The 22,587-nt window shown below is 42.3% G+C and carries 21 protein-coding genes and 10 tRNA genes; 11 read left to right on the top strand and 20 right to left on the bottom strand.

The window, feature by feature from the left end:
- Nucleotides 1–168: 168 nt before the first annotated feature.
- Complete coding sequence (gene yidD / locus BLT_RS0106390) at nt 169–411, top strand: membrane protein insertion efficiency factor YidD (RefSeq protein WP_017726961.1); 243 nt, start codon at nt 169–171, stop codon at nt 409–411.
- Between the two features lie 101 nt (nt 412–512).
- Here yidD and BLT_RS0106380 read toward each other — a convergent pair.
- The 9 genes from BLT_RS0106380 to BLT_RS0106340 form a co-directional block, all read right to left on the bottom strand.
- Nucleotides 513–594: transfer RNA gene (locus BLT_RS0106380), tRNA-Leu, on the bottom strand.
- Between the two features lie 134 nt (nt 595–728).
- A tRNA-Lys gene (locus BLT_RS0106375) sits at nt 729–801 on the bottom strand.
- Nucleotides 802–810: 9 nt separating this feature from the next.
- Nucleotides 811–881, bottom strand: a tRNA-Gly gene (locus BLT_RS0106370).
- A gap of 64 nt (nt 882–945) precedes the next feature.
- Nucleotides 946–1,017: transfer RNA gene (locus tag BLT_RS0106365), tRNA-Gln, on the bottom strand.
- A 4-nt stretch (nt 1,018–1,021) separates the two neighbouring features.
- Nucleotides 1,022–1,097, bottom strand: a tRNA-His gene (locus BLT_RS0106360).
- A gap of 12 nt (nt 1,098–1,109) precedes the next feature.
- A tRNA-Tyr gene (locus tag BLT_RS0106355) sits at nt 1,110–1,194 on the bottom strand.
- A 35-nt stretch (nt 1,195–1,229) separates the two neighbouring features.
- Nucleotides 1,230–1,306, bottom strand: a tRNA-Met gene (locus BLT_RS0106350).
- A gap of 191 nt (nt 1,307–1,497) precedes the next feature.
- Nucleotides 1,498–1,590 (bottom strand) — tRNA-Ser (locus tag BLT_RS0106345).
- A gap of 8 nt (nt 1,591–1,598) precedes the next feature.
- Nucleotides 1,599–1,674: transfer RNA gene (locus tag BLT_RS0106340), tRNA-Ala, on the bottom strand.
- A 168-nt stretch (nt 1,675–1,842) separates the two neighbouring features.
- Here BLT_RS0106340 and BLT_RS0106335 point away from each other — a divergent pair.
- Entirely contained in the window at nt 1,843–2,325 is a 483-nt protein-coding gene (locus BLT_RS0106335; protein WP_017726960.1) for a glutathione peroxidase, read from the top strand.
- A gap of 107 nt (nt 2,326–2,432) precedes the next feature.
- Here BLT_RS0106335 and comGB read toward each other — a convergent pair whose 3' ends face one another.
- The gene (gene comGB, locus BLT_RS0106330; protein ID WP_017726959.1) at nt 2,433–3,476 is read right to left on the bottom strand and encodes a competence type IV pilus assembly protein ComGB; all 1,044 of its coding nucleotides are present in this window, start codon (nt 3,474–3,476) and stop codon (nt 2,433–2,435) included.
- Nucleotides 3,470–4,510: a competence type IV pilus ATPase ComGA gene (comGA, locus tag BLT_RS0106325; RefSeq protein WP_026105014.1), complete on the bottom strand. Its 1,041-nt coding sequence runs from the start codon at nt 4,508–4,510 to the stop codon at nt 3,470–3,472. Before comGA ends, comGB begins: the two co-directional genes overlap by 7 nt.
- A gap of 118 nt (nt 4,511–4,628) precedes the next feature.
- Between comGA and BLT_RS0106320 the strand changes: the two genes are divergently transcribed.
- Nucleotides 4,629–4,700: transfer RNA gene (locus BLT_RS0106320), tRNA-Gln, on the top strand.
- A gap of 85 nt (nt 4,701–4,785) precedes the next feature.
- On the opposite strand, the gene BLT_RS0106315 is transcribed toward BLT_RS0106320, so the two are convergent.
- Nucleotides 4,786–5,685, bottom strand: coding sequence for an MBL fold metallo-hydrolase (locus BLT_RS0106315; protein WP_017726957.1), 900 nt, complete (start codon nt 5,683–5,685; stop codon nt 4,786–4,788).
- Nucleotides 5,686–5,902: 217 nt separating this feature from the next.
- On the opposite strand from BLT_RS0106315, the gene BLT_RS0106310 reads away from it, so the two are divergent.
- Complete coding sequence (locus tag BLT_RS0106310; protein ID WP_017726956.1) at nt 5,903–8,263, top strand: ATP-dependent helicase; 2,361 nt, start codon at nt 5,903–5,905, stop codon at nt 8,261–8,263.
- Nucleotides 8,260–8,907: an HD domain-containing protein gene (locus BLT_RS0106305; protein ID WP_017726955.1), complete on the top strand. Its 648-nt coding sequence runs from the start codon at nt 8,260–8,262 to the stop codon at nt 8,905–8,907. The genes BLT_RS0106310 and BLT_RS0106305 overlap by 4 nt, the downstream gene beginning before the upstream one ends.
- Nucleotides 8,908–8,973: 66 nt before the next feature.
- Here BLT_RS0106305 and fabI read toward each other — a convergent pair whose 3' ends face one another.
- Nucleotides 8,974–9,756: an enoyl-ACP reductase FabI gene (fabI, locus tag BLT_RS0106300; RefSeq protein ID WP_017726954.1), complete on the bottom strand. Its 783-nt coding sequence runs from the start codon at nt 9,754–9,756 to the stop codon at nt 8,974–8,976.
- A gap of 412 nt (nt 9,757–10,168) precedes the next feature.
- Complete coding sequence (locus BLT_RS0106290; protein ID WP_017726952.1) at nt 10,169–12,226, bottom strand: cation:proton antiporter; 2,058 nt, start codon at nt 12,224–12,226, stop codon at nt 10,169–10,171.
- A 192-nt stretch (nt 12,227–12,418) separates the two neighbouring features.
- Between BLT_RS0106290 and prpE the strand changes: the two genes are divergently transcribed.
- Nucleotides 12,419–13,159 carry a bis(5'-nucleosyl)-tetraphosphatase PrpE gene (prpE, locus tag BLT_RS0106285; protein WP_017726951.1) on the top strand — a complete coding sequence of 247 codons (741 nt, stop codon included), beginning with the start codon at nt 12,419–12,421 and terminating at the stop codon, nt 13,157–13,159.
- A gap of 52 nt (nt 13,160–13,211) precedes the next feature.
- Nucleotides 13,212–13,649 (top strand): hypothetical protein, encoded by a 438-nt coding sequence (locus tag BLT_RS0106280; protein WP_017726950.1) that lies wholly within the window; start codon nt 13,212–13,214, stop codon nt 13,647–13,649.
- Between the two features lie 24 nt (nt 13,650–13,673).
- Here BLT_RS0106280 and BLT_RS0106275 read toward each other — a convergent pair whose 3' ends face one another.
- Genes BLT_RS0106275 through BLT_RS0106260 form a run of 4 tightly spaced genes read right to left on the bottom strand, consistent with a single transcriptional unit; the run spans nt 13,674 to nt 16,429 of the window.
- The gene (locus BLT_RS0106275) at nt 13,674–14,579 is read right to left on the bottom strand and encodes an RluA family pseudouridine synthase (RefSeq protein WP_017726949.1); all 906 of its coding nucleotides are present in this window, start codon (nt 14,577–14,579) and stop codon (nt 13,674–13,676) included.
- Nucleotides 14,572–15,366, bottom strand: a complete 795-nt coding sequence (locus BLT_RS0106270; protein ID WP_017726948.1) for an NAD kinase — start codon at nt 15,364–15,366, stop codon at nt 14,572–14,574. The genes BLT_RS0106275 and BLT_RS0106270 overlap by 8 nt, the downstream gene beginning before the upstream one ends.
- A gap of 28 nt (nt 15,367–15,394) precedes the next feature.
- Nucleotides 15,395–16,027 carry a GTP pyrophosphokinase gene (locus BLT_RS0106265; protein ID WP_017726947.1) on the bottom strand — a complete coding sequence of 211 codons (633 nt, stop codon included), beginning with the start codon at nt 16,025–16,027 and terminating at the stop codon, nt 15,395–15,397.
- A 24-nt stretch (nt 16,028–16,051) separates the two neighbouring features.
- Nucleotides 16,052–16,429, bottom strand: coding sequence for a UPF0738 family protein (locus BLT_RS0106260; protein WP_017726946.1), 378 nt, complete (start codon nt 16,427–16,429; stop codon nt 16,052–16,054).
- 147 nt (nt 16,430–16,576) lie between these two features.
- Here BLT_RS0106260 and BLT_RS0106255 point away from each other — a divergent pair, with 147 nt between their 5' ends.
- Together BLT_RS0106255 and BLT_RS24685 are read left to right on the top strand one after the other, a co-directional pair.
- A complete protein-coding gene (locus BLT_RS0106255) occupies nt 16,577–17,170 on the top strand; it encodes a CYTH domain-containing protein (protein WP_017726945.1) in 594 nt (197 codons plus the stop codon).
- 69 nt (nt 17,171–17,239) lie between these two features.
- A complete protein-coding gene (locus tag BLT_RS24685) occupies nt 17,240–17,932 on the top strand; it encodes a lytic transglycosylase domain-containing protein (protein WP_017726944.1) in 693 nt (230 codons plus the stop codon).
- A 50-nt stretch (nt 17,933–17,982) separates the two neighbouring features.
- Here the strand turns inward: BLT_RS24685 and BLT_RS0106245 are convergent, their stop codons facing one another.
- Nucleotides 17,983–20,001, bottom strand: coding sequence for a molybdopterin-dependent oxidoreductase (locus BLT_RS0106245; RefSeq protein WP_017726943.1), 2,019 nt, complete (start codon nt 19,999–20,001; stop codon nt 17,983–17,985).
- Nucleotides 20,002–20,245: 244 nt separating this feature from the next.
- Here BLT_RS0106245 and BLT_RS0106240 point away from each other — a divergent pair, with 244 nt between their 5' ends.
- Together BLT_RS0106240 and BLT_RS0106235 are read left to right on the top strand one after the other, a co-directional pair.
- Nucleotides 20,246–20,629, top strand: coding sequence for a globin domain-containing protein (locus BLT_RS0106240; RefSeq protein ID WP_017726942.1), 384 nt, complete (start codon nt 20,246–20,248; stop codon nt 20,627–20,629).
- Nucleotides 20,630–20,653: 24 nt separating this feature from the next.
- On the top strand, nt 20,654–21,580 hold the full coding sequence (locus BLT_RS0106235; RefSeq protein ID WP_017726941.1) for a ClpXP adapter SpxH family protein: 927 nt from the start codon (nt 20,654–20,656) through the stop codon (nt 21,578–21,580).
- Nucleotides 21,581–22,428: 848 nt separating this feature from the next.
- Here BLT_RS0106235 and BLT_RS23635 read toward each other — a convergent pair.
- Nucleotides 22,429–22,587 (bottom strand): M3 family metallopeptidase (locus BLT_RS23635; RefSeq protein ID WP_152414290.1); only part of this gene is annotated, 159 nt, incomplete at its 5' end.

Below are 22,587 nucleotides of genomic sequence, written 5' to 3'. Positions count from 1 at the left end.
AAGGCTTTCGGAAATCAAAAAGGTTTACAAGTAGGGTAAATTGAGGAAAAATAGGGGGGAAGACGTTTTTTGATCCTCCTTTCATAAAAGGATACTTGATTAGTCTTAGACAAACATCGTGTAGATTCCTTCTTTTTTTAAAAAAAGTTTTTATATTGAGGAGAAAGCATGAAGAATTTATTTATTTTGTTGATTCGATTTTATCAACGCTTTATTTCCCCGATAAAACCACCAACCTGTCGCTTTTATCCAACCTGTTCCCATTACGGCCTTGAAGCGATCCAGCGTTTTGGAGCCATAAGAGGCGGATGGTTAACGATAAAACGTATTGGAAAATGTCATCCGTTTCATCCTGGAGGAGTTGACCTCGTCCCAGAGAAAAACAGCGATCATTCAAATAAAGAACGCTAAACATGCCATTCATAGAAGAAAAGCGCCAGGCACTCGGCGCTGGAACTAGACATTATTTTATAAAAAAACCTCCTTACTCGAAAGCAAGGAGGTTTTTTGGATGCGGGTGAAGGGACTTGAACCCCCACGTCATAAGACACTAGATCCTAAGTCTAGCGCGTCTGCCAATTCCGCCACACCCGCATATTAATAAATGGTTATAAATGGTGAGCCATGAAGGACTCCGACGCGAAGCTAGTCCTGCTACTTCATTGTGTTTCATCTATGCTGCATGGGGAACCGTAGGTGAGAGGCCTGATGCTTCGTTGAATAAATAGTGAGCCATGAAGGACTCGAACCTTCGACCCTCTGATTAAAAGTCAGATGCTCTACCAACTGAGCTAATGGCTCTAAAAAAAAAGCGGGTGATGAGAATCGAACTCACATCATCAGCTTGGAAGGCTGAGGTTTTACCACTAAACTACACCCGCATGTCACCTAGCCACATGGGAGAATCACTCTCATTTTGCGGCTAAGCGGTGTTTTGCTTTTGTACTGGGCTAGCTGGATTCGAACCAGCGCATGACGGAGTCAAAGTCCGTTGCCTTACCGCTTGGCTATAGCCCATTAATGGGGCGGCTGATGGGAATCGAACCCACGAATGCCGGAACCACAATCCGGTGCGTTAACCACTTCGCCACAACCGCCAAGGATTTAAATGGTGGAGGGGGACGGATTCGAACCGCCGAACCCTGAGGGAGCGGATTTACAGTCCGCCGCGTTTAGCCACTTCGCTACCCCTCCACTATAAGGTATATCTTTCATTCATAGAAATATATTGGTTGCGGGGGACGGATTTGAACCGCCGACCTTCGGGTTATGAGCCCGACGAGCTACCAGACTGCTCCACCCCGCGCCGTTATATAGTTTATAGATGATGCGGTCTCTTTGCAGAAGACCTCTCCTCTTCTCGCTTTCTCGCAATCATGCGTCGAGGTTACTCGCTGTTTTCTCGGCGGATGATTTGCTCGTTGTCTTCCCCGTGTCGTTAAAGCCTTTTTCCGAAATACACTGCGCTATAAAACCTAATGTATATCAAATAAACAATGGCGGAGGAAGAGGGATTCGAACCCCCGCGCGGTTTAACCCGCCTGTCGGTTTTCAAGACCGATCCCTTCAGCCGGACTTGGGTATTCCTCCGCAATCTTTGGTGGAGCCTAGCGGGATCGAACCGCTGACCTCCTGCGTGCAAGGCAGGCGCTCTCCCAGCTGAGCTAAGGCCCCTAATATGGATAGCTTTACTTATTTTCAGCGACGTTAAATAATATAACATACAATCAAAAGAAAAGCAAGTTGTTTTTTCGAAAAAAGATTTTTGTCAGCCTATTCTTTGAAAAACATCTCTATACAGTATACATTAAAATCAAGGCGAAAAAAAGGAGTTGAATCAATTTGACCATACATGAATATTCGGCAACCTTACTTAATGGCAAAGAAAAAGCTTTAGCTGATTTTGAAGGTGAGGTCGTCCTCATCGTAAATACTGCAAGTAACTGTGGTTTTACTCCTCAATACAAGGAGCTTCAATTCCTCTACGATTCTTATAAAGAGCAAGGGTTTTCTGTACTCGGTTTTCCATGCAATCAGTTTATGAACCAAGAACCTGGTGACAATAACGAGATTGCCAGCTTCTGTGAGCGTAATTACGGGGTCACGTTTCCCATGTTTGAAAAAGTGGACGTTAAAGGAAAAAATGCTCATCCTCTCTTTAATTATCTCACGAGTGAAAAAGGTGGAATTCTTACGGATGGAATCAAGTGGAACTTCACAAAATTTCTAGTAGATCAGCGGGGCCGTGTCCATAAACGTTATGCTCCCAATACAAGTCCACTAAAAATAAAAGATGATATTGAAGCATTGCTTATGAACAACTAAGTGAGGAGATGAGGTTGATTCAAGCTACTGAGTCAACCTCTTTCTTTCCCCACGCATTTATTCCCTCTCTATTTATAGTAGACAGGTCCGTTTATACATGTTTTTAATTATAATGCTCCAATCATTTGAAATACAGGTAACATCATTGCTAAGAACATCACCAAAACGAGACCTCCAATGAGCATAAAAAGAATGGGTTGAATCATAACCATCCGCTGTTGAAACCGGTCTTCAAAATCACGATAAAGCATCATGCTGTAATACTGCAGATCTGTTGCCAAATACCCTGTTTTCTCTCCATTTGCGATGACAAAAGCAAGCTCCTTTTGATAATGTGAACGCTTTTCGATGCAATCACTTAACCGCTCACCATTTTTTAATTCGCAAAGCAAAACCGAAGCCTCCTCTTGAAAAAAGGTCATATAGTTCTGCTGCTCAAAAAACTTCAAAGCCTCAATAACTGGCAGCCCTCCTTTCAACAAACCGCTTAAATAAGAGCTAAAGCTAAAGGTCAAAAAACCTATAAGAAACTCTTTTAGAATTGGAAACCTTACTAAATGAGTCATCCATTGATAGGACGTATATGTTCGGTATCGATAATAAACGACTAATAGTCCTGCAATACTTACAACAAAGCTTAAAAATAAAAACCAAGGAAGCGCCTCGATTAATCGAAAAAATAAGACAGTAAGGAAAGGCATATCTGCGTCAATACTCGTAAACAAATGCTGTAAGTGTGGTAGTAAATATTGAAACATAACAAATATGAGGAGACACGTAACCCACAGTAAGAAAAGCGGATAGCGAAGTAATTTTTGAAAGCGGGCTTTTAATTCTTCACGCTGACCTAAAATCTCACCTGCTCGTTGAAAACCTTGATCAACTCCTCCGTTCTTTTCAGAAATATATAAGTGGGTAAGAATATCCTTAGGTAATTCGATCAAATAAAAAGCCTCATGAATACTCCTTCCAGCCTTCAATTCATTCTTGATTTGCTGTAGCTTTGTTTGGACAGGCGCCGTTTGATGTAGCGACAAAAAAGCTAGCGCATCATGAATACGATATCCTTGCTCAAGCAAGCGTCCAACATGGATGAGAAACTGTGCTTTTTTTCGGTTTGTCCACTTTTTTCTCGTTAAACGACTTAGCATTTGCCCTGCCCCTCTCTTGCTTTGATAAATCCAAGAGAGAAAGCTTTTCTCCACTCTGTCAAAAGCTTGTTTTCAGACGGCCCCTTGTCACGTTGAAAATGCCTTGCTAAGGAGTCCCCTTGCAAAATATCAAAAATGGCTGCTCTCCCTCTTTTATTTTCTTTTTGACAATGAGGGTCACACGCTCCCTCACAATAATAGCAGGATAAGGTTACAAGCCGTTGGGCCACTACGGCCATTAATACTTCTTTAATGTGAGACAGTGGCACGCCCATTTCATGTAAGCGGAGAATGGCTCCTTTCGCATCATTCGTGTGCAATGTCGAATAAACAAGATGCCCTGTTAAAGCTGCCCTTACAGCCAGCTCAGCAGTCTCCCGATCACGTATTTCCCCAACCATCAACACATCAGGGTCATGGCGCAAAGCTGCTTTTAACCCTGTCTCAAACGTAACGCCTGCTTTTTCATTTATTTCAACTTGTGTAAATGTAGGAAATGTATACTCAATAGGGTCTTCAATGGTGATGATATGCTGAGGTTTTTCAGCAGAGGTGTATTGGAGAAGGGAATAGAGGGTGGTTGTCTTTCCTGAGCCAGTAGGTCCTGTGACTAAGATGAGTCCTTGGCTTGCTTTTGTAAGCTGCTTGAGCTGCAAAACCCGAGAAGGAAATAATGGAAGAGTGTCTAATGAAAAACGATCATCCTGAAAGTGAATACGAATCGAAAGGGTCTCAAATGAAGGGGTCGGTAAAGTAGAAATTCGCAGATGAATGGATTGGCCACGATGCAAAAGCTCCATTGCCCCACTTTGGGGTTTTCGTCGTTCGCCAATATCGAGTCCTGCAGCAAATTTGAAATGGCTAACTAATCGTTCCGCCAAAGGGAGTTTTATTTTTTCGAATGACTCGAGTCGCCCATTGATCCTGAGCTGGATCCATCCTTTTTCTCGTAAAGACGAAATGTGAAGGTCACTTGCTCCGCGTTTCAATGCAACATGGAGAAGCTGCTTGCTTTTTTCTTCAATATCAAACAAGGTAACACTCCTTTCATCAATTATTGCACCACCTTGATTTTTTCGACATGTTCGTATAAATTCCTCTTTCTTTCGCATAATATTTTTTCGCGTGTTCATACTAATGATTGTACATCAATGGGCTATAGCCAAGCGGTAAGGCAACGGACTTTGACTCCGTCATGCGTTGGTTCGAATCCAGCTAGCCCAGTCACTTCATTTTAGAGCATCGAGGGGCTACTTAACCTACCAGATAGCACACAGATTCCACCGATCGCTGCATCCAAAGCCACGCCTTAAAGGACTCGAATGAATAAATAACTCCCTTCCATTTCAAGCTTTGCTTTCCCTTGATCCACTAGCCCTTTCACATAAGCCATTACAGCCGTTCGATAAAGAACAAATGAACTAATAGTTTTTAACATCACACCCCGCTTTTCGCAAAAGCCTGAAATCGCATCATCCATTCTCACACACCCTCCTTTTTCGTTCAGCCAAACGAGAAGCTCATCAATGATCGTCTCATGATACCTAAGGTTTTGTAGAATCGTTTGCTTATAATTTTCTTCAAAAATCCCATGCCCTGGTACAGCGCCTTTAACTTTTGTTCGTTCAGCAAGTGCTTTCAGGCTTTCCTGTGTTTTTGTTACGTCGACAATAAAGGGGATGTTGTGCTTGTTTAAAGTCGTTTGGTCAAAATACGCATCCGCCGCATATAGGATTCCTTTATACTCAAGGGCCAGTTGCCCGTAGCTATGGCCTGGTACATGAAGAAGGAGCACTTCAAAAGAACGGATTTCTTGCTTTCCCTTTGAGCACAGGTAATCAACGACGATCGGTGGCCCTTCAAGAAATTTTGAACGAAGCTCTTGAATCGGTTCATTGCCTTGAAACAAATAAATCGGCTCCAACCGCGGGTTCCTTAATAATGCTTCCTCAAACTCAGGAGCGTACGTTGTTAATCGAAGCTGCTCCTGTAAATAAGCCGCTCCCCCAAAATGATCGGTATGGGCATGGGTAATAAATAAATCGGTTAATGGCAGGTTTTTTTCCTTTAACGCTTTGATGATTTTTTTTGCCGTTCCTTTATCCAAACCTGCATCAATTAAAAGACCATGTTTTCCGTTCGTAATATACCCCATGTTCACTGAGCCGTGAAAATAATAGCATTCACCGTCAATATGCTGAAGCTCCATTTTCTCAATCACCTTTTCTCATTTATTTTACAATTACAATCATTCACTCTCCTAATAGCAAAAGTTCTATTCTTGCACGATCCCATTCCTCTTTTCTTTCGCCAAAATGCTATCATCTCCTCCAACTTTCTCATCGAAAAAACAAATGAAAAAATGCCACCTTGTTATAAAAATCTGCTACGATAGAAAAAGACATTTTGGACAGGTGGAGAAAGTTATGCATATTGCAAAACATCGCGAGAAATTAGTTGATTTACAAAATTGTGAGCGTCAGGATTGGCAAAAGCTATATGTTGCTAGTGTTCAGCAGCAGCTCCATTGTATGCACTGCGGAGAAGCCTTACGCATGCAATTTTCGATTCATGAACCTCCCGTTTTTGTCCACCCAGCTTCAGATTTCGACTGTGAATCGGTTGTGGTGGCGTATCAGCAAAGCGTATTAGAGAAACAATCGGAGCAGGTAACACCTGTAAAACAACCAATAGCAGCAGGATTCACGCTTCCAATGCGGCGAACCATTACAAAGGATGAAACATCGGTGAAACGGGAAACCAGCTGGAAGCGGCCTGAACAGGTTGAAGCGATTCCTCCCTTTACAAAAAAACATACAGCTGCCCCAACGATCCCCTCAGCTTATCGAAAAGATCTTGAGCATGAGGGAATCCTTCTTGATGAAACGCAATGGCAAGCTGTCACAACGAGCGAAGGCCCACTTTTGCTCCTAGCCGGTGCTGGCAGTGGAAAAACTCGTGTCTTGACCGCTCGTGCTGCGTATATGATGACTGAACAAGGGATTCCGGCCACAAAAATATTGCTCGTTACCTTTACAGCAAAAGCTGCCCGAGAAATGCAGGAGCGGATGAAGCACTATCCAGGGATATCATCAAGCGATCATGGTCGGCTTGTCATTGGAACCTTTCATAGCATTTTCTATAAAATTCTACTCCATGCCGAGCCAGCTCGCTGGGCAAGTGAACGCTTGTTAAAATGGGATTGGCAGCGTGAGCAAATGGTCAAAGAGGTTGGACGTGAGTTGGATTTGGACGAAAAAGAATTTGCTTTTGACCAAGCCCTTACACAAATTAGCTGGTGGAAAAACCATCTGCTCGCCCCCCACGAAGTAAAGCCAAAGGATAAGTGGGAGGAACAAGTGTTAGTTTTATATAAAGGCTACGAGTCCATTCGGGACAAGCTGGGGACCTTTGACTTTGATGACATGCTCATTGGCTGCTATCAGCTGCTTTCGTCTTCACCCGATTTACTCGCTCGCTATCAGGATCGCTTTGAATATATATCGATTGATGAATTTCAGGATATTAATAAAGTCCAGTATGCTTTGGTTCAACTGCTCGCACAAAAAGCAGGGAATCTTTGTGTCGTTGGCGACGATGACCAATCCATCTATGGATTTCGCGGAAGTGATCCTGGCTTTATTCAGCGCTTTGAGCAGGATTACCCGTTGACGAAAAAAATTATTATAGCTGAAAATTATCGCTCGACCCATCCAATTGTTAGTACGGCAAACAATGTCATTAAGCATAACCGAAAACGTTTGTCGAAAAAGCTTGTTGCCCAACACGATCACCCTGAAAAGCCCCTCTTTTTTTATCCTTATGATGAAGAGGAGGAAGCGACGATGATCGTCATGGAGATAAAGAAAAAAATTGAAGCAGGAGCTTCACCAGGAGATTTCGCCGTCCTCTACCGCACGAATGTCAGTGCACGGGCATTGTTTGAACGAATCGTTTCCTCGAATCTCCCCTTTCAACTTGAGAACGAAGGTGATTCATTTTATCGGCGGAAAGCTGTTCGTAAGGTGTTAGCTTATCTGCGTTTGAGTCAAAATGGCGATGATGTGGAGGCAATGACCGAGCTTTTGGCGGCTCTCTTTATAAAGCAGTCTGCTTTGCAGCAACTAAAAGCCTTAAGCATTACGGAGGACTGCTCCTTAGTTCAATCATTAACGATGCTTGAAGGGATTCATCCGTTTCAAGCGAAAAAATTAAAAATAATCGTTCCTTTATTTCAGCGGTTGCAAAAGCTTGCACCTCTTGAGGCGATCAGTCTTATCGAAAAAGAAATGGGGCTCTCTGATTATTTAAAGAAACGTGGCAATGAAGGAAATGTGATGGACCGAGGCTCAGACGATATTCGTGATTTAAAAGTAGCAGCCCAGTATCACGATTCCATCCCTTCTCTCCTCGCTCATGCTGACCATATGATTGCAAAACAGGAGGAAATAAAAAAGTCAAAGCAGAGTTCAAATGCGATTCAGCTTATGACGATCCATCGCGCAAAAGGGTTAGAATTTAACGAGGTGTTCATTCTCGGTGCAAACGAAGGGAACCTCCCCCATGACTTTGCCCTTGACGCTTGGCGGGAGGGGGATGACCAAGCCATCGAAGAAGAACGGAGGCTCATGTATGTCGCCATCACCCGAGCCCGAAAACAGCTTTATATTTCGATCCCAATGATGCGGCGAGGAAAAAGGGCGCAGCGGTCTCGCTTTACGAGAGAAATGAACCGTGGAGTACGAAGCAATGAAGAAACACCGGTTATGAACGGAGGAAAACGATGAAAAATCAACAATCCATCATAGAGGATGCCAAAGAATGGGTGAAAGACCAGCTTCTTCATGAAGGCTCTGGCCATGATTGGTATCATATTGAACGGGTCACATACACAGCTCAAGCCATCGCCGAAAAAGAAGACGCTGACGATTTTATTGTCGCATTGGCATCCCTCTTTCACGACTTGGCTGATGACAAGGTTGTGGAAAATGAACAAGAAGGGCTTCAGTCCATCGTCACATGGTTAAAGGATTATGATGTAAACGAAAAAGACATCAAACATATTATGGAAATCATTCAGATGATCTCGTTCAAAGGCGGCAATGGTGTCCCTCTCAAAACAAAGGAAGCAATGGTTGTACAAGATGCCGATCGACTTGACGCAATTGGAGCGATTGGAATTGCCCGAACCTTTACCTATGCTGGAAGCAAAGGTCAGCCAATATATGATCCCATGCTGCCAGTTCGCGACAACATGAGTGTGGAAGAGTATCGAAAAGGGCGTTCCTCTGCTATCCACCATTTTTATGAAAAATTATTAAAGCTCAAAGATCTAATGAATACAGATGAAGGAAAAAGACTGGCTCAGGAACGCCATCGTTTTATGGAACAGTTTCTTGACCAATTTTATCTTGAATGGGGAGAGAGCTGATTCCAAGACTCCCTTGTCCAATCACTAAAAAGCCCGCACATCCATTAAAGATGAGCGGGCAACTTTTTATGACAATGACAAGATGTTATAACCACTATCGACATGAAGAATTTCTCCTGTGATTCCACGAGAAAGGTCACTCATTAAAAAGAGTGCAGTGTCCCCTACCTCTTCTTGTGTCGTGGTACGACGCAATGGAGCTCGTTCTTCAATTTCTTTCAGAACATCATTAAATCCACCAATGCCTTTTGCCGCCAGCGTTCGAATCGGCCCAGCCGAAATTGCGTTTACACGTATGTTTTCTTTGCCAAGGTCGTTCGCCAAATATTTCACACTGGCATCAAGGGACGCTTTTGCCACACCCATGACATTGTAGTTACGAACAACTTTTTCACCACCAAGATAGGTTAAGGTGACAATGCTTCCGCCATCTGTCATTAAAGGACGCGCCGCTTTCGCTACAGCGGTTAATGAGTAGGCACTAATATTGTGGGCTAACAAAAAGCCGTCACGGGTTGTGTTCAAATACTCCCCTTCGAGTTCTTCCTTATTGGCAAATGCAATACAATGGGCAAGCCCATGAATCGTTCCTACCTCATCTTTGATTTGCTGAAACGCTTTATCAATGTCTTCATCGCTTGTTACGTCACAAGGTAAGACTAAATGGTCGTCTCGCTCAAGCGTCCCCATAAGATCACGAACGTTTTTCTCTAAACGTTCTCCTGCATATGTAAAAATAAGACGAGCACCAGCATTCGCAAGTGATTGAGCAATTCCCCAAGCGATGCTTCGTTTATTGGCAACCCCCATGACAACATAGGTGCGCTCTGCTAAAGATAATTGAATCATCAATTCCCCTCCATAACATGATAGTTGTTATTAATACTTGGTACTAATAATTATAACATGTCTTACCCTTCTTTTAAAGCCATCATCCAACGCCTGGCTTGTTTCATTTTTCAAGCTTAGAAATGATCTTTCTATAACATATATTCCAGATTGATTGGAGCTACCCTTTTTTTGTTATAATATTTCTCATTAAAAAACCACAACGCCTACATTCATAGATGACATTTTGATTGGATTGGGCTGTTAACAAATTTTTAATCGGTTGTTCATCCTTGCATTTCGGGCAAACGACAGTAGGTTCCATTTTTCATTCACCTCTTTCTTTTTGTTATCCTTTCCATTTTTTGTTTCATTTATTGCCTTCCTAAAAATAAGAAGGCAGCACATAAAAGCGCAACCTTCTTCAAGCCTTTTAATTTTCATACGTTCGTTTCGACAGCATCCTCGGAATATCGGTACCACGACTCCCACGAGAATCCACTGCATCTGGTTCTGGTGGGTACAGCATAATAAAGCTTTCTGGTGTAGCCACGGCCAATACTCGAGGCAACTGTTCAAGCTGAGGGTGCCATGCTAACGTTCCTCGTCTTGCACTAATAACAATAACAAGGTCGTCCTTGCGCAAAGTTGGCAAGCATTGCTGATGCAACTCATTCCATGAAGATACTCCGGTAACAGAGAATGTGACATCAGGTTTTATTTCATTGATTGTTTTTTCATACTTTTCAAGGTCATCTTTCACTACAAGACAGAGAAGCGTTGCACCCAATTTCGCAGCAAGGAGCTTTGCGGTTTGCATCGCTCGATAAAAACCTTTCTTACGACGGACACCTGAAGGCAATATAACGACGATCCGATTTGTCGTATTCAGTGGATGTCCCAGCTTTGAAACGAGAACCATTTGATTGGTCCGCTCTAACATTTGGTCAAGAACTCCCCCAAACATTCGTTGCGGTGTTGACAGCTTTCCATTCCAGCCAATCACAACTGTTGTGATGCGTGTTTCTTCGATTGCTCGAATGACACCTGAGGTAATATTTGTATCGACACGAGTGAGCATTTGAATCGGTACCTCTGCACCTGCTGCGTAAGTAACCGCATGCCCCAGTACTTTCTCAGCTTTCGCCAACTCTGACGCGGCACTTCCTTTCTCTCCTTGTGCAACGGTTAAAGGGTAAAGGGGCTCTAAAGAATTCCCTCTTATAATAAAAGCTAAGTCGAGAAGAGATTCCATTGTATTCGGATTAGCAAGGGGCACCATCACCCGTTCAGGTGCATTCGTTGATTCATATGGCTGTTGTTCTTCATTAAAAGCAATTCTACGTGCATATTTTTCAACCATATACGGACCAACAATACAGGTAATTAAGATTTTAACAATCATTGCATTCACGACTGCTTGGTCAAACAGCCCTAATTCAAACCCAACAAGGGTTGCAGCTAATGTTCCAGCTGCTTGCGGAACCGATAAGCCAAACATAAGCTTTACTTCTTCAATGGAATAACTGTAAATTTTCCCACTAATCCAGGCAGCAAGGAATTTACCTATTTGAACAAAGGCTACAACAAGAATGGCTAAAAGCCACGCAGATGGATTGCTCAAGAGAACCTTAACATCCATAAGCATTCCGACAGAAAGGAGGAAAAACGGAATAAAAATCGCATTCCCTACAAACTTGATCCGATTCATTAACGGACTTTGTTCTAAAATAAAACGATTAAGTGCAAGCCCAGCAATGAACGCCCCAATAATCGGTTCCAAACCTGCTACGGTTGCAAAATAAGCGGATAAAAAAAGCATGGTCATCACAAAAATAAATTCGAGTGCACCTTCGCTACTCATGGTGCGGAAAAAGGATTTTGCCAAAATAGGAATCAAAATTAAAACGGCAGCTACATAGACAATTAACGAAGCAAGCAATGAAACCCAAAAGCTAAGCGACAGTTCGCCTTGCATTGAACCCGCCACAACGGCAAGGATCAACAACGCGACAGTATCCGTAATCATTGAGCCACCTACAACTGTCGTTACTGCTTTATTTTTTGCAACGCCTAAACGACTTGCAATCGGATAAGCTAATAATGTGTGTGATCCGAGTATCGATCCTAGAAGGATTGCAGCCGCAAGACTAAACCCTAATAAATATGAAAAGGTAAATCCAAACGTAAATGGTAACGTAAACGAGAGTGTACCAAAAACAATGCTTCGTTGCCGATATTTTTTAAATCCTTCAAGATCAATTTCCAACCCGGCAATGAAAATAATGTAAAGCAACCCGACTGTACCAAGTAATACAATGGTTGGATCTCTGTCTATAAGATTCAGCCCATTTGGACCTACAATCACACCAGCAAAAATCAATCCAATAATCCCTGGAATTCTAAGCTGTGTCATCAGTAGCGGGGCCACTAAAAAAATAACCATTGCAATTGCGAAAATTAGCACTGGGTCAGTAATTGGTTGCTGCATCAAATGTACTCACACCTTTAATGAATTCTAATAAAGACTTTTCCATCTTAAAGAAAGGACCACTTACGTGTCAATTTGTTTTTCCTCAGAATGCCCTTAGATCGACAAACGCTCTTCTTACTTTTAGAATTATAAGGAATCGACCATTTTTATGATGTCGATTATGGCTTATCGATTTGGAGTGATAAAAGAATGGAACTTGACATTATTGGGGATATTCATGGTTGTTATCAGGAACTACTAGCTCTAATCAATGAGCTTGGCTACGAATCAAAAGGCGACCTTTTCATTCATCCGCACGGAAGAAAACTAGCCTTTGTCGGTGATTTAACCGACCGTGGCCCTCAATCTCTTGAGGTCATTCGCTTTGTGGTAAGCCATGTTAACGCTCAACTTGCTTATTATGTACCAGGTAACCACTGCAATAAGCTCTATCGCTATTTAATCGGCCGAAATGTTCAAATTCAGCATGGATTGGAAACAACGGTAGCCGAATTAAACGATCTCACCCCATCTGCTCGTAAGGAAGTGAGTCAGCGGTTTATCGATTTATATGAATCTGCGCCTCTATACCACCTTTTAGACAATTGTAAACTTGTGATCGCCCACGCTGGTATTCTTGAAGCCGACATTGGTCAGAGGAACAAGCGAGTTAAAACCTTTGTCTTATACGGCGATATCACTGGTGAAACAAATCCTGATGGGACGCCTGTTCGCCGAGACTGGGCTGCATCGTATAAAGGACAGCCATGGATTGTATATGGTCATACGCCTGTTTTTGAACCACGCTTTAAAAACCGTACAGTTAATATTGATACAGGCTGTGTGTTCGGTGGGAAGCTAACAGGCTTACGTTATCCGGAGCTTACGACATTATCCATCCCGTCAAGTCTTCCATATGTGTCAGAGAAATTTCGCAACTTTGATTCGTAAGCTGTTGATCCTAAAGATAAAATTCGTCATAATACCATACTAGGTGATGATGATGAAAAGACAATGGACAGTACTGCTTTTTTTGGTTGGGCTTTTCCTCACAGGCTGTGGTCCACAACCAGAAATTGAAGGAGACCTTGAAGAAAGCTACCTTGGCGTTGATGAGGAACGTGGAATGTTAACCGTCTATGCACGAATTGCCAATCATTCAGCCCTTCCATCAGGTGATCTTTACGCCCAATTTGAAATTACTCATGAGGGGCTTGCAAACCAAATCAGCGAAAATGGCGTCATTGTATTTACTGATTCCCATGGAGAACCACAGCTTTTTCGCGTAAATGGTCATAGTGGTTACTTCCTTGCAGAATCGTTTGAAATGAGCTCCCCCATTGCGCTTGAAGAGCTTAGTGAAGCAGTTGAAGTGGTCATATTTAACGAGGAAGATGAAGAAGTTACCCGCTATGCAATTAAAAGAGTAACAGAAGAGTAAAATCAGGCTTAACGCCTGATTTTTTTATTCGTCTAAAGCTTCTATCACAGCCTGAATGTCACAGGGAATTGTCGATTGGAACTGTAGGTTTTTTTCTAAAAACGGGTGATAGAAGCTTAAGGAATAACTATGTAACGCTTGTCTAGATAATAATAAAAGTGACGCTCCGTACAAATCATCCCCCACTAACGGATGACCGATTGAGGAAAAATGCACACGAATTTGATGCGTTCGACCCGTTTCAAGCTTCACCCGTACGATGGTCCCTGCTTTAAAAGCCTTCTCAATTTCATAATGGGTGACAGCTTGCTGTCCATCAGGGCGAACCTCTCGTTCGATTAAGCTTTCCTCTTTCCTGCCGATCGGAGCATCAATGGTGCCCCCTTCTCCCTCTAGCCTTCCTTCAACCACTGCAAGGTAACGACGCTCAAGCTTCCCTGCTTGTTGCAATTTTGACATCAGATCATGGGCAAACCGGTGCTTTGCAACAAGCAGTAATCCGGATGTGTCCTTATCGAGCCGGTTGACCGCATGAAAGGTCGCCCGTATCCCTTTTTTCAGGTAATAGCCTAACACAAGGTTTGCCAATGTCCCTGAAGGGTGATCGCGAGAAGGAATCGTTGCCATGCCCGGCTCCTTATTAATGACAAGAAAGTGAGAATCCTCATATGCGATGGCAAGCTCTCCTTCTTCTGCAATAAGGGACGGGCTTGGCTGTTCAGGAGGAAAATGGATGGAAACAGTGTCACCTGCCGCAACGGTTTTACGCACTGTAACTAATTCCTCATTTAATAATAGCTTTCCTCCCCGATACTTCACATCTGCAAGTGCTCGCTTTGAAAGCAGCTTTCCTTCCCGCAAAAAAGTGCGGAGCAATTCTCCATCCCATTTTTCGTCAACCGTCCATTGAATGTTCACATGATTATCCACCGATAAACGAGTCCTTTACACGCTTCCAAAACGGAAAGGGTCGAAACCTTGCGAAGCGTATTTTTTCTTCTGCGACACGACATTGAATCGATTTAATCTGCTTGTCGGTTAAGGTAAAGTGGTCAATCGTTACTTGCAAATCCACTTTGTTTTGTGGCTTTAACAGACAGGTATGGTGTTGTGGGAGAACAAGCGGTGATCCAATTGTCCGATAGACACGATTGTTAATAGACGCCATTTCAGCGATTTGAATCGACGCAAGCGATGGATGCAAAATCGCTCCACCTAATGCTTTGTTGTACGCGGTACTTCCTGAAGGGGTTGAAATACATAAGCCATCACCACGAAAGACCTCAAACACATCTCCTTTAATTTCCACATTGCTAACAAGCGAGCCTTCCAAGCTTTTCACGGTGCATTCATTTAGGGCTAAATGTCGTTCAGATTTGCTCTCATCTGCATGACGAATAACCACCTCAAGCAAAGGGTATTCAACAATTTGGTAAGGTGTTTTCGCAATATGTGTTACAAGCTTTTCTACTTCGTCAGGAACCCAATCTGCATAAAAGCCTAGATGCCCTGTATGAATGCCAACAAACGCTGTTTCCTCAAGGCGGTGATTATAACGATGGAACGCATGAAGAAGAGTCCCATCTCCTCCAACCGTTATGACGATGTCCGGCTCTTCAAAATCAAAAGTTAGGCCAAAATCTAACAAGTAACGTTTGATTCGCTGCTGCAATTTGTTTGATGTTTCATCTCCACGAGATGTGACGACAAATTTCATCCCTATCCACCTAAACCTTCCTTTTTCTCTAAAACTTTCGTCCCTGCTCTTGCTTGCGTGTAATAATCTGCTGAGCTTCTCGAACTTCATCACGTATGAGCGACATTTCTTCATCAAGGCGAAATGCGGCTTCCGCAGCTCGCTGCAAACGCATTTTTATGTAATCAGGTATTTCACCGCTATACTTATAATTTAACGAGTGTTCAATGATTGCCCAAAAGTTCATCGCTAATGTCCGAATTTGCAATTCAACGAGAATTTGCTTTTCCCCTTCAATCGTCTGTACTGGATATTGGAGCACAATGTGATAGGAGCGATATCCACTCGGTTTTTTTTCGATGATATAGTCTCGCTCCTCCACAATGACAAAATCATTTCGAGAGCGGATAATTTCAACCACTGTTTCAATATCCTCGACAAACTGTGTGACAATTCGCAACCCTGCTAAGTCTTGCATCTCTTCCTCAAGACGATCGAGAGGGATGTTTTTTCGCTTCGCTTTATCGAGAATGCTCGAAATCGGCTTAACACGTCCCGTTACAAATTCGATTGGTGTGTGCTTTGACGATTTTTGATACTGCTCACGAATCCCTTTCAGCTTAATCTTTAACTCTTCAACTGCTTGCTTATACGGTGTTAAAAAGATATCCCAATTTTTCACGGAACCACCACCCCGATTTCTTTCTTATCGGAAAACATCACTAACTGCTGCTTCTAACTCTTCGCCGTAATTACCATTCCCATCAATATTCGAAAGCAAATAAGAAAGCTCATCAAGCATTTGCTCACAATTGATAATTTTATTTTCTTGAAGTGATACAAAGATGTCAAACCGTTGCTCAAGTGCTTGGCGTAACACAGGCCACGTTTCTTTTGGAAAACTTACATAATAATACGATTGTTCGTCCTCCACTACATAGATGAATGCCAGTTCGTCTGAATCGACCAACATTCGTTTTGCTGGCTGTACCTGTTCAATCAGTTCAGAAGAAAGCGTTTCTTTTAATGCACCAACTGCTTTTCCTTCTGTTATCTCCAAGCGTTTAATATGCCATTTTTTCATGCTGAAAAATCCCTCCAAGCTTCCTAACAAACTACTGCATTTTTAGTTTATCATATTTTTAAATGAGCAAGAACTGTTCCCTATTGAGACATTCGGATCCCTATGGGATAATGGCGTGAAGATTTCCATTTAAGGATGTGAGTAAAGGTGAACCAAGAAATTGAAATTGAACGAAAAACACTTGTTACAAAAGAAACGTTTGAAAGACTTCTCTCAACACTTGGCCTTCAAGATCACGATTTTGTACTCCAGCATAATCATTATTTCGAAACCACCGATGGACAATTAAGAAGCTGTGGAGCTGCACTTAGAATTCGTGAAAAAAACGGCAAGCATACCTTAACCTTAAAGGAACCGCATAAAGAAGGACTTCTTGAAACGCACCAAGCCCTTTCAAAGGAGGAAGTAATAACGGTAAAAACATCAGGAACTCTTCCTGATGGGGATGTGAAAAAGCAATTACATAAGCTTGGCATTGACACGACAGCACTAGAACTGTTAGGAACCTTATCAACAGAACGAGCAGAGCAAGCCTATGAAGGAGGAATTCTGTGCCTTGATAAGAGTTTCTACTTTGATGTCGTTGATTATGAAATCGAATTTGAAGGTAACAATCAGGAGCACGCCAACAAAAGCTTTTCTTCCTTTTTAGACGCTCATAACATCGCAAAAATTCCAACCGAAAACAAAATTCGCCGTTTTTTTGCTAGAAAGATGTCGATTCATAATAAAGAGGGATAGAAGAAGGATTGTTCACTTATTTATCCCTATGATATGATAAGAGTATTATGATTAGGCAGAGGTGTAATCATGAAACTATCAATGTTTCAACCGTTGACGTATGAGCAGATGAGCCCTTTTCAAATGATGCAAACTTCGTCTACTGCACAAACAAATCTATTTCAATCACTTTTTTCGTCTTTTTTGATGGAACAAATGAGTTTTTTACAAATGCCAGCTTCAGAGCCTGACCGCCAGATGGATTTATTTTTAGATCCAGCTTTGCGTCAAAGGGTCGAAGCATTTCAAGCAATGAACTCTTCGATGGGGTCAATCAGTCAGCCAGTAGCTAGTGGCCTACCATTGCCTGGACAAGCGTGGAACAATTCTCTAACAGACAGGGAACAACGCTTTCAGCCGTTCATCCAAGCTGCTGCGAAAAAATACAATGTGGATCCAAAATTAATTTATGCGATCATCAAACATGAATCAAATTTTAATCCTGCGGCTAAAAGCCATGCTGGGGCAACTGGATTAATGCAGCTTATGCCGGGCACAGCGCGAATGCTAGGTGTCCAAAATATCCTGGACCCGCAGCAAAACATTAACGGTGGCACAAAATATATCCGTCAAATGCTCGACCGCTATGATGGAGATGTTCGCCTTGCCCTTGCAGCTTACAATGCGGGACCTGGAAACGTCGATCGCTACGGTGGGATTCCGCCATTTAAAGAGACTCAAAATTACGTACCGAAGGTTTATCAAACCTATATGAACGCATAATTCAAACAGGCTGAATGTCAGCCTGTTTTCTTTTTCACCTTATTGGATGACTAGATTTTTTCAACAGAAACAGTCGTTGAAAAAAAGGTTGCTCCACCGCCCATATCTGACAATTGAGAAGATGTAAGTCGGTTAAAATTACCCTTACCTTGAAAGTTACGGTGCCACCATACTCCACGGCCAATTAATACGCCTTGCTGGGTTCGTGTGCTTACAGTGGCACGGCACTTCACTTCTCCATTTTCATTCCAAATACGTATCCAATTGCCGTCTTGAATGTTAAAGAAAGCTGCATCATCCACATGGATTTCAAGACGGGGCTCCTCCTTTGTCTTATCAATAAATTGGGAGTTAAGGCCAAGGCGGTGAGGAGGCGTGATGAGAGAAAATCGATGCTTGCTCCCCTTTTCCTCTTCGTATAGAGGTAACGGAAACAGTCCCTCTTGCTTCATTTTCTCTGAGTACAATTCAATTTTTTGTGAGGGGGTTTCATATTTCCCGTCTACCCATGGCTCCATTTCAGACAGAGAAGCCTTCGCTTCGAATTTCACAGGTTTCCCTGATTTGAATGTATCCCAAATGACTGCATTGATGGGAAGCTCGCCGAAAAGTGCCTGCTGCATTAATGCCTCATCCTCTTCTTGAAAACAAGGATCGGTAAAGCCGAACGCTTTGGCAAGGAGGCGAAATAAATCTGTGTTTGATTTGCTTTCTCCAATTGGCGATATCACAGGCTTCGACATTTGCCAATAACGGTGCCAGTATGAGCGATAAAGATCTCCGTGTTCAAAGGCAGTCGTCGCAGGCAAAACAAGGTCTGCAAACCGTGCTGTATCTGTGAGACGTTGGTCATGAACAACCGTAAAGAGATCTTCACGCATCAGTCCTTCTAAAAGTTTTGTTTGGCCCTGAGCCACAGCTGCAGGGTTACTATTGTACACAAACAAACTGTAAATCGGTTGCTCTTTGTTCAGTAATGCCTCACCTATTTGATTCATATTTACAACACGAGCTTTTTCTTTCCTTAGATCCGTACGTTGTAATATGTCTGAGAAAAGCTCCCCCTGTTTCAAATTAAAAAATAGTGCTCCACAGCCTCGATATTGCCAAGCACCCACAAGTGCAGGCAAACATAAAATCGCCCGGGTACTCATCCCACCGCACCGGTGATGCTGCTGGCCATTTCCAATCCGGATAAAGGATCGAGACTCAGCTCCATACCTATTCGCAAGCTTGATGATATCCATTGGCTTTACTCCAGTTATTGCAGCGACACGTTCTACTTCGTAATCCTTCACATGATCGAACAGCTCTTCCACACCCGTTGTATGTTTCTTCAAAAAAGACGAATCATACCATTTATTTTTAACGAGGATGTTCATGATCCCTAAGGCGAGTGCCGCATCTGTTCCAGGTTTAATTTGAATAAACCAATCAGCCTGTCTCGCTGTTTCATTTTCCTCAACATCAACGACAATAACAAAAGCTCCCCGTTTTTTTGCTTCACGAATATAAAGCCATTGATGCATATTTGAAAGAACAATGTTTCCTCCCCAAACGATAATCAGTTTCGCCTCTACCGTTTCTTCTGGATTGACGCCTACCTGTGCCCCCATTGTATAAACAAAAGCTGCATTACCAGCAGCCGAACAAATCGTTCGGTCTAGAACAGCCGAGCCAAGACGGTTAAAGAAACGCCGATCCATGCTTCCATTCTGAATGACCCCGATCGTCCCACTATAGCTATACGGTAAGATGGACCTGCTTCCATGCTGTTCAAGTATCCGCTGATAGGTCGCCACAATTTCGTCAATTGCCTCATCCCATGAGATCTCTTGAAAATCCCCAGATCCTTTCTTTCCTTTACGCTTTAGCGGTCGAAGCAAACGGTCCTTCCCATATATTTTTTCGATATAACCATTTCTTATTTTTTCACAGATGACACCTTTCGTCACGGGGTGCTGCTTGTCCCCAGTAAGCCGTTTTAGCTTTTGATCTTCCACCGTTACCATTAAACCGCATGTATCAGGACAATTATGGGGACATACACTTTTATTAATCCTTTCCATCCATGCCCCTCCTCTCCCCTTATCGTATCAAAAAAGGGCAATGAAGAAAAAGGCCAAACATAACTTCACGAAGCAACCGTTTTATGATACTTAGATCTTCCATTTTCTTTTTCGTACACACTTTTTGACAACTCTACACAATCAGCTATAATTTAAAAGTACAATTGCTATAAAACAGATGATTTGCCGAAGCCCCTGTCCCTTGCTACAATAGGAACATACCTCAGAAGTAAGGGAGATTTCTATGACAAACATGCATCAAACACCATATGAAGCAATCGGGGGTGCTGAACAACTCTCTGAGCTCGTAGATGCATTTTATCGGCGAGTTGCAAAACATCCGGACTTAATCCCGATTTTTCCAAATGATTTAACGGAAACAACGCGAAAACAAAAACAATTTCTCACCCAATTTTTAGGTGGTCCGCAGCTTTATACAGAGGAACATGGACATCCTATGCTTCGTGCCCGTCACATGCCTTTTAAAATCACCCCAACACGGGCAAGCGCTTGGCTAGCTTGTATGAAAGAGGCAATGGATGAAATTGGCCTTGAGAACGCTGTTCGCGAGCATATCTTGGCACGTTTGACGATGACTGCTCATCATATGGTCAATCATCCAGATTAACATAAGTAGAAAGGAGTCTTGGCCATGACATACAGCGATAAGCAAGTGTACTGTAACCAAGAACTTGGCATATGTGGTCCAGATCCTGATACATCAGCTCAACACAAGCAAAATAAGCCGCTTGAAATTTATACATTTATCGATCCCCTTTGTCCAGAGTGCTGGGCATTTGAACCGATTTTAAGGAAGCTACAGGTTGAATATGGAGACTATTTTCGGATTCGTGTCTTTGTCGCCGGGAAATTAGAGGCATGGAACCTCTGTCAAGAAAAATATAAAGGCTTAGCTTCGAAAAAAGTTCTTGCGGCAGTATGGGAAAAAACTGCAGCTCGTACTGGAATGTCATGTGACGGTGATTTATGGCTTGAAGAGCCCATTTCCTCACCTTATCGAGCGGCATTAGGAATAAAAGCTGCGGAGCTTCAAGGACCGCAAGCAGGCTCTCGTTTTTTACGTAAATTACGCGAGTATCTTTTCTTAGAAAAACAGGATATTACAAAGGATGAAGTGCTTATTCGTTGCGCAGAGAATGTTGACCTAGATTTGAAAGAATTTCGTGAAGACCTCTATTCTCAAGCTGCAGCAAAAGCTCTACAATGTGATATGAGAATGACAAACGAAATGGATGTTGACACAGTGCCAACCTTTGTCTTTTTTAATGACAATGTAGAGGAAGAAGGTCTTAAAGTCACGGGATTATACCCTTATCACATTTATGTGCAGATAATGGAAGAAATGCTTGGCTTTAAACCGAAGCGAGCAGAAAAAATATCATTAGAGGAGTTTTTAGCTCGTTACCAATTTGTAGCATCAATCGAAGTAGCTTCTGTCTTTGATTGGACTGTAGAGGAAGCGGAAAAACAGTTAAAAAAGCTGCTGCTTCAGCAGAAAGTGGAGTTAGTCCCAGTAAAGTACGGAAACTTTTGGCGCTTCCTTCCTTCATCGTGCTAGAAACACTAATTCAGAAACGTTTTTTGTTGGAGGGATGAAAGCGACTTGAAGCTAGACAAAACATTTTTTCATCTTTGTTAAAAAGGGCCCCCAGATTCGGAAGGCCCTCTTTATTTATCTCTGGGGGAGAGAATGTGATTTATTTCACATTAATAATGTATCAGGCTATTCGTAAAATGACAATGGTAGCTTTCATTTGTTCAGAGAATGGACATAAACTATTTGTCCACTTTCCTGCATAGACTACCTAGTAATGAATCTATTGTAGCAGGAGGTATCCAAATGAACCGTTTCCTTTTTGTCGGCGGTCTGTTATGTACCCTGTTAAGCTTTCTTTTTTTCACATTCTCGTTAATGAATTTATTTCCTATGTTGATTGCTGGCCCATGTTTATTTCTTTCCATTGTGGTTTCGCTTCATCTTTTTAATCAACGAAATCGCTTTAAAGGATTCCGGTCGTAACCTACCAATTCTTGAGGAAAAGATGACGAACTGTAGATGCTTTCTCGCTCACACCCCCTCTTCATTTAAAGGACTTAAACTTAGAGACGAATTTGCTAATCCCTGCCTCTAATCATGAACCAATTGTTGTCGATGTACGAAATGATTTTGAACGAATTTGTAGTAATGTAGACGGTACATACACGGCTCCCTATTATGCTGTATACAAAGATGGATCGATTCTTTTACAGTCGTTGTATCGATTCCACAAATCTCTCAGCGTTTTAATCTCCTTTCATTCGTATCATAGTAGATCAAATTAAGCATCCCCCCTTTTTGCACCTGGAACATTTCATTGCCAAAAAGAGGGGATGCTTTTAATATTCAACAAAGCAAAATGTTCGACGTTATCCCTCTAAAAGTAAAAGGGCTTCCATTTCATCTAGCGTTTCTTCAAAAAGTGAAAGAGCTGCTTTAATTGGTTCAGGTGATGTCATATCTACACCTGCATGTTTCAGCACTTCAATTGGATAATCAGAGCTTCCTGCCTTTAAAAAGTCTAAATA

This window comes from Halalkalibacterium ligniniphilum, from assembly GCF_000334155.1.
GTDB classification, from domain to species: domain Bacteria; phylum Bacillota; class Bacilli; order Bacillales; family Bacillaceae_D; genus Halalkalibacterium; species Halalkalibacterium ligniniphilum.
This window is presented reverse-complemented; position numbering and strand designations above follow the sequence as displayed.

Bases quoted from the DNA above. Each gene is read 5' to 3' on its own strand.
- yidD (WP_017726961.1), top strand. From the start codon at position 169: ATGAAGAATTTATTTATTTTGTTGATTCGATTTTATCAACGCTTTATT.
- comGB (WP_017726959.1), bottom strand. From the start codon at position 3,476: ATGCTAAGTCGTTTAACGAGAAAAAAGTGGACAAACCGAAAAAAAGCA.
- BLT_RS0106315 (WP_017726957.1), bottom strand. From the start codon at position 5,685: ATGGAGCTTCAGCATATTGACGGTGAATGCTATTATTTTCACGGCTCA.
- BLT_RS0106310 (WP_017726956.1), top strand. From the start codon at position 5,903: ATGCATATTGCAAAACATCGCGAGAAATTAGTTGATTTACAAAATTGT.
- BLT_RS0106305 (WP_017726955.1), top strand. From the start codon at position 8,260: ATGAAAAATCAACAATCCATCATAGAGGATGCCAAAGAATGGGTGAAA.
- fabI (WP_017726954.1), bottom strand. From the start codon at position 9,756: ATGATTCAATTATCTTTAGCAGAGCGCACCTATGTTGTCATGGGGGTT.
- BLT_RS0106290 (WP_017726952.1), bottom strand. From the start codon at position 12,226: ATGCAGCAACCAATTACTGACCCAGTGCTAATTTTCGCAATTGCAATG.
- prpE (WP_017726951.1), top strand. From the start codon at position 12,419: ATGGAACTTGACATTATTGGGGATATTCATGGTTGTTATCAGGAACTA.
- BLT_RS0106280 (WP_017726950.1), top strand. From the start codon at position 13,212: ATGAAAAGACAATGGACAGTACTGCTTTTTTTGGTTGGGCTTTTCCTC.
- BLT_RS0106270 (WP_017726948.1), bottom strand. From the start codon at position 15,366: ATGAAATTTGTCGTCACATCTCGTGGAGATGAAACATCAAACAAATTG.
- BLT_RS0106260 (WP_017726946.1), bottom strand. From the start codon at position 16,429: ATGAAAAAATGGCATATTAAACGCTTGGAGATAACAGAAGGAAAAGCA.
- BLT_RS24685 (WP_017726944.1), top strand. From the start codon at position 17,240: ATGAAACTATCAATGTTTCAACCGTTGACGTATGAGCAGATGAGCCCT.
- BLT_RS0106245 (WP_017726943.1), bottom strand. From the start codon at position 20,001: ATGGAAAGGATTAATAAAAGTGTATGTCCCCATAATTGTCCTGATACA.
- BLT_RS0106240 (WP_017726942.1), top strand. From the start codon at position 20,246: ATGACAAACATGCATCAAACACCATATGAAGCAATCGGGGGTGCTGAA.
- BLT_RS0106235 (WP_017726941.1), top strand. From the start codon at position 20,654: ATGACATACAGCGATAAGCAAGTGTACTGTAACCAAGAACTTGGCATA.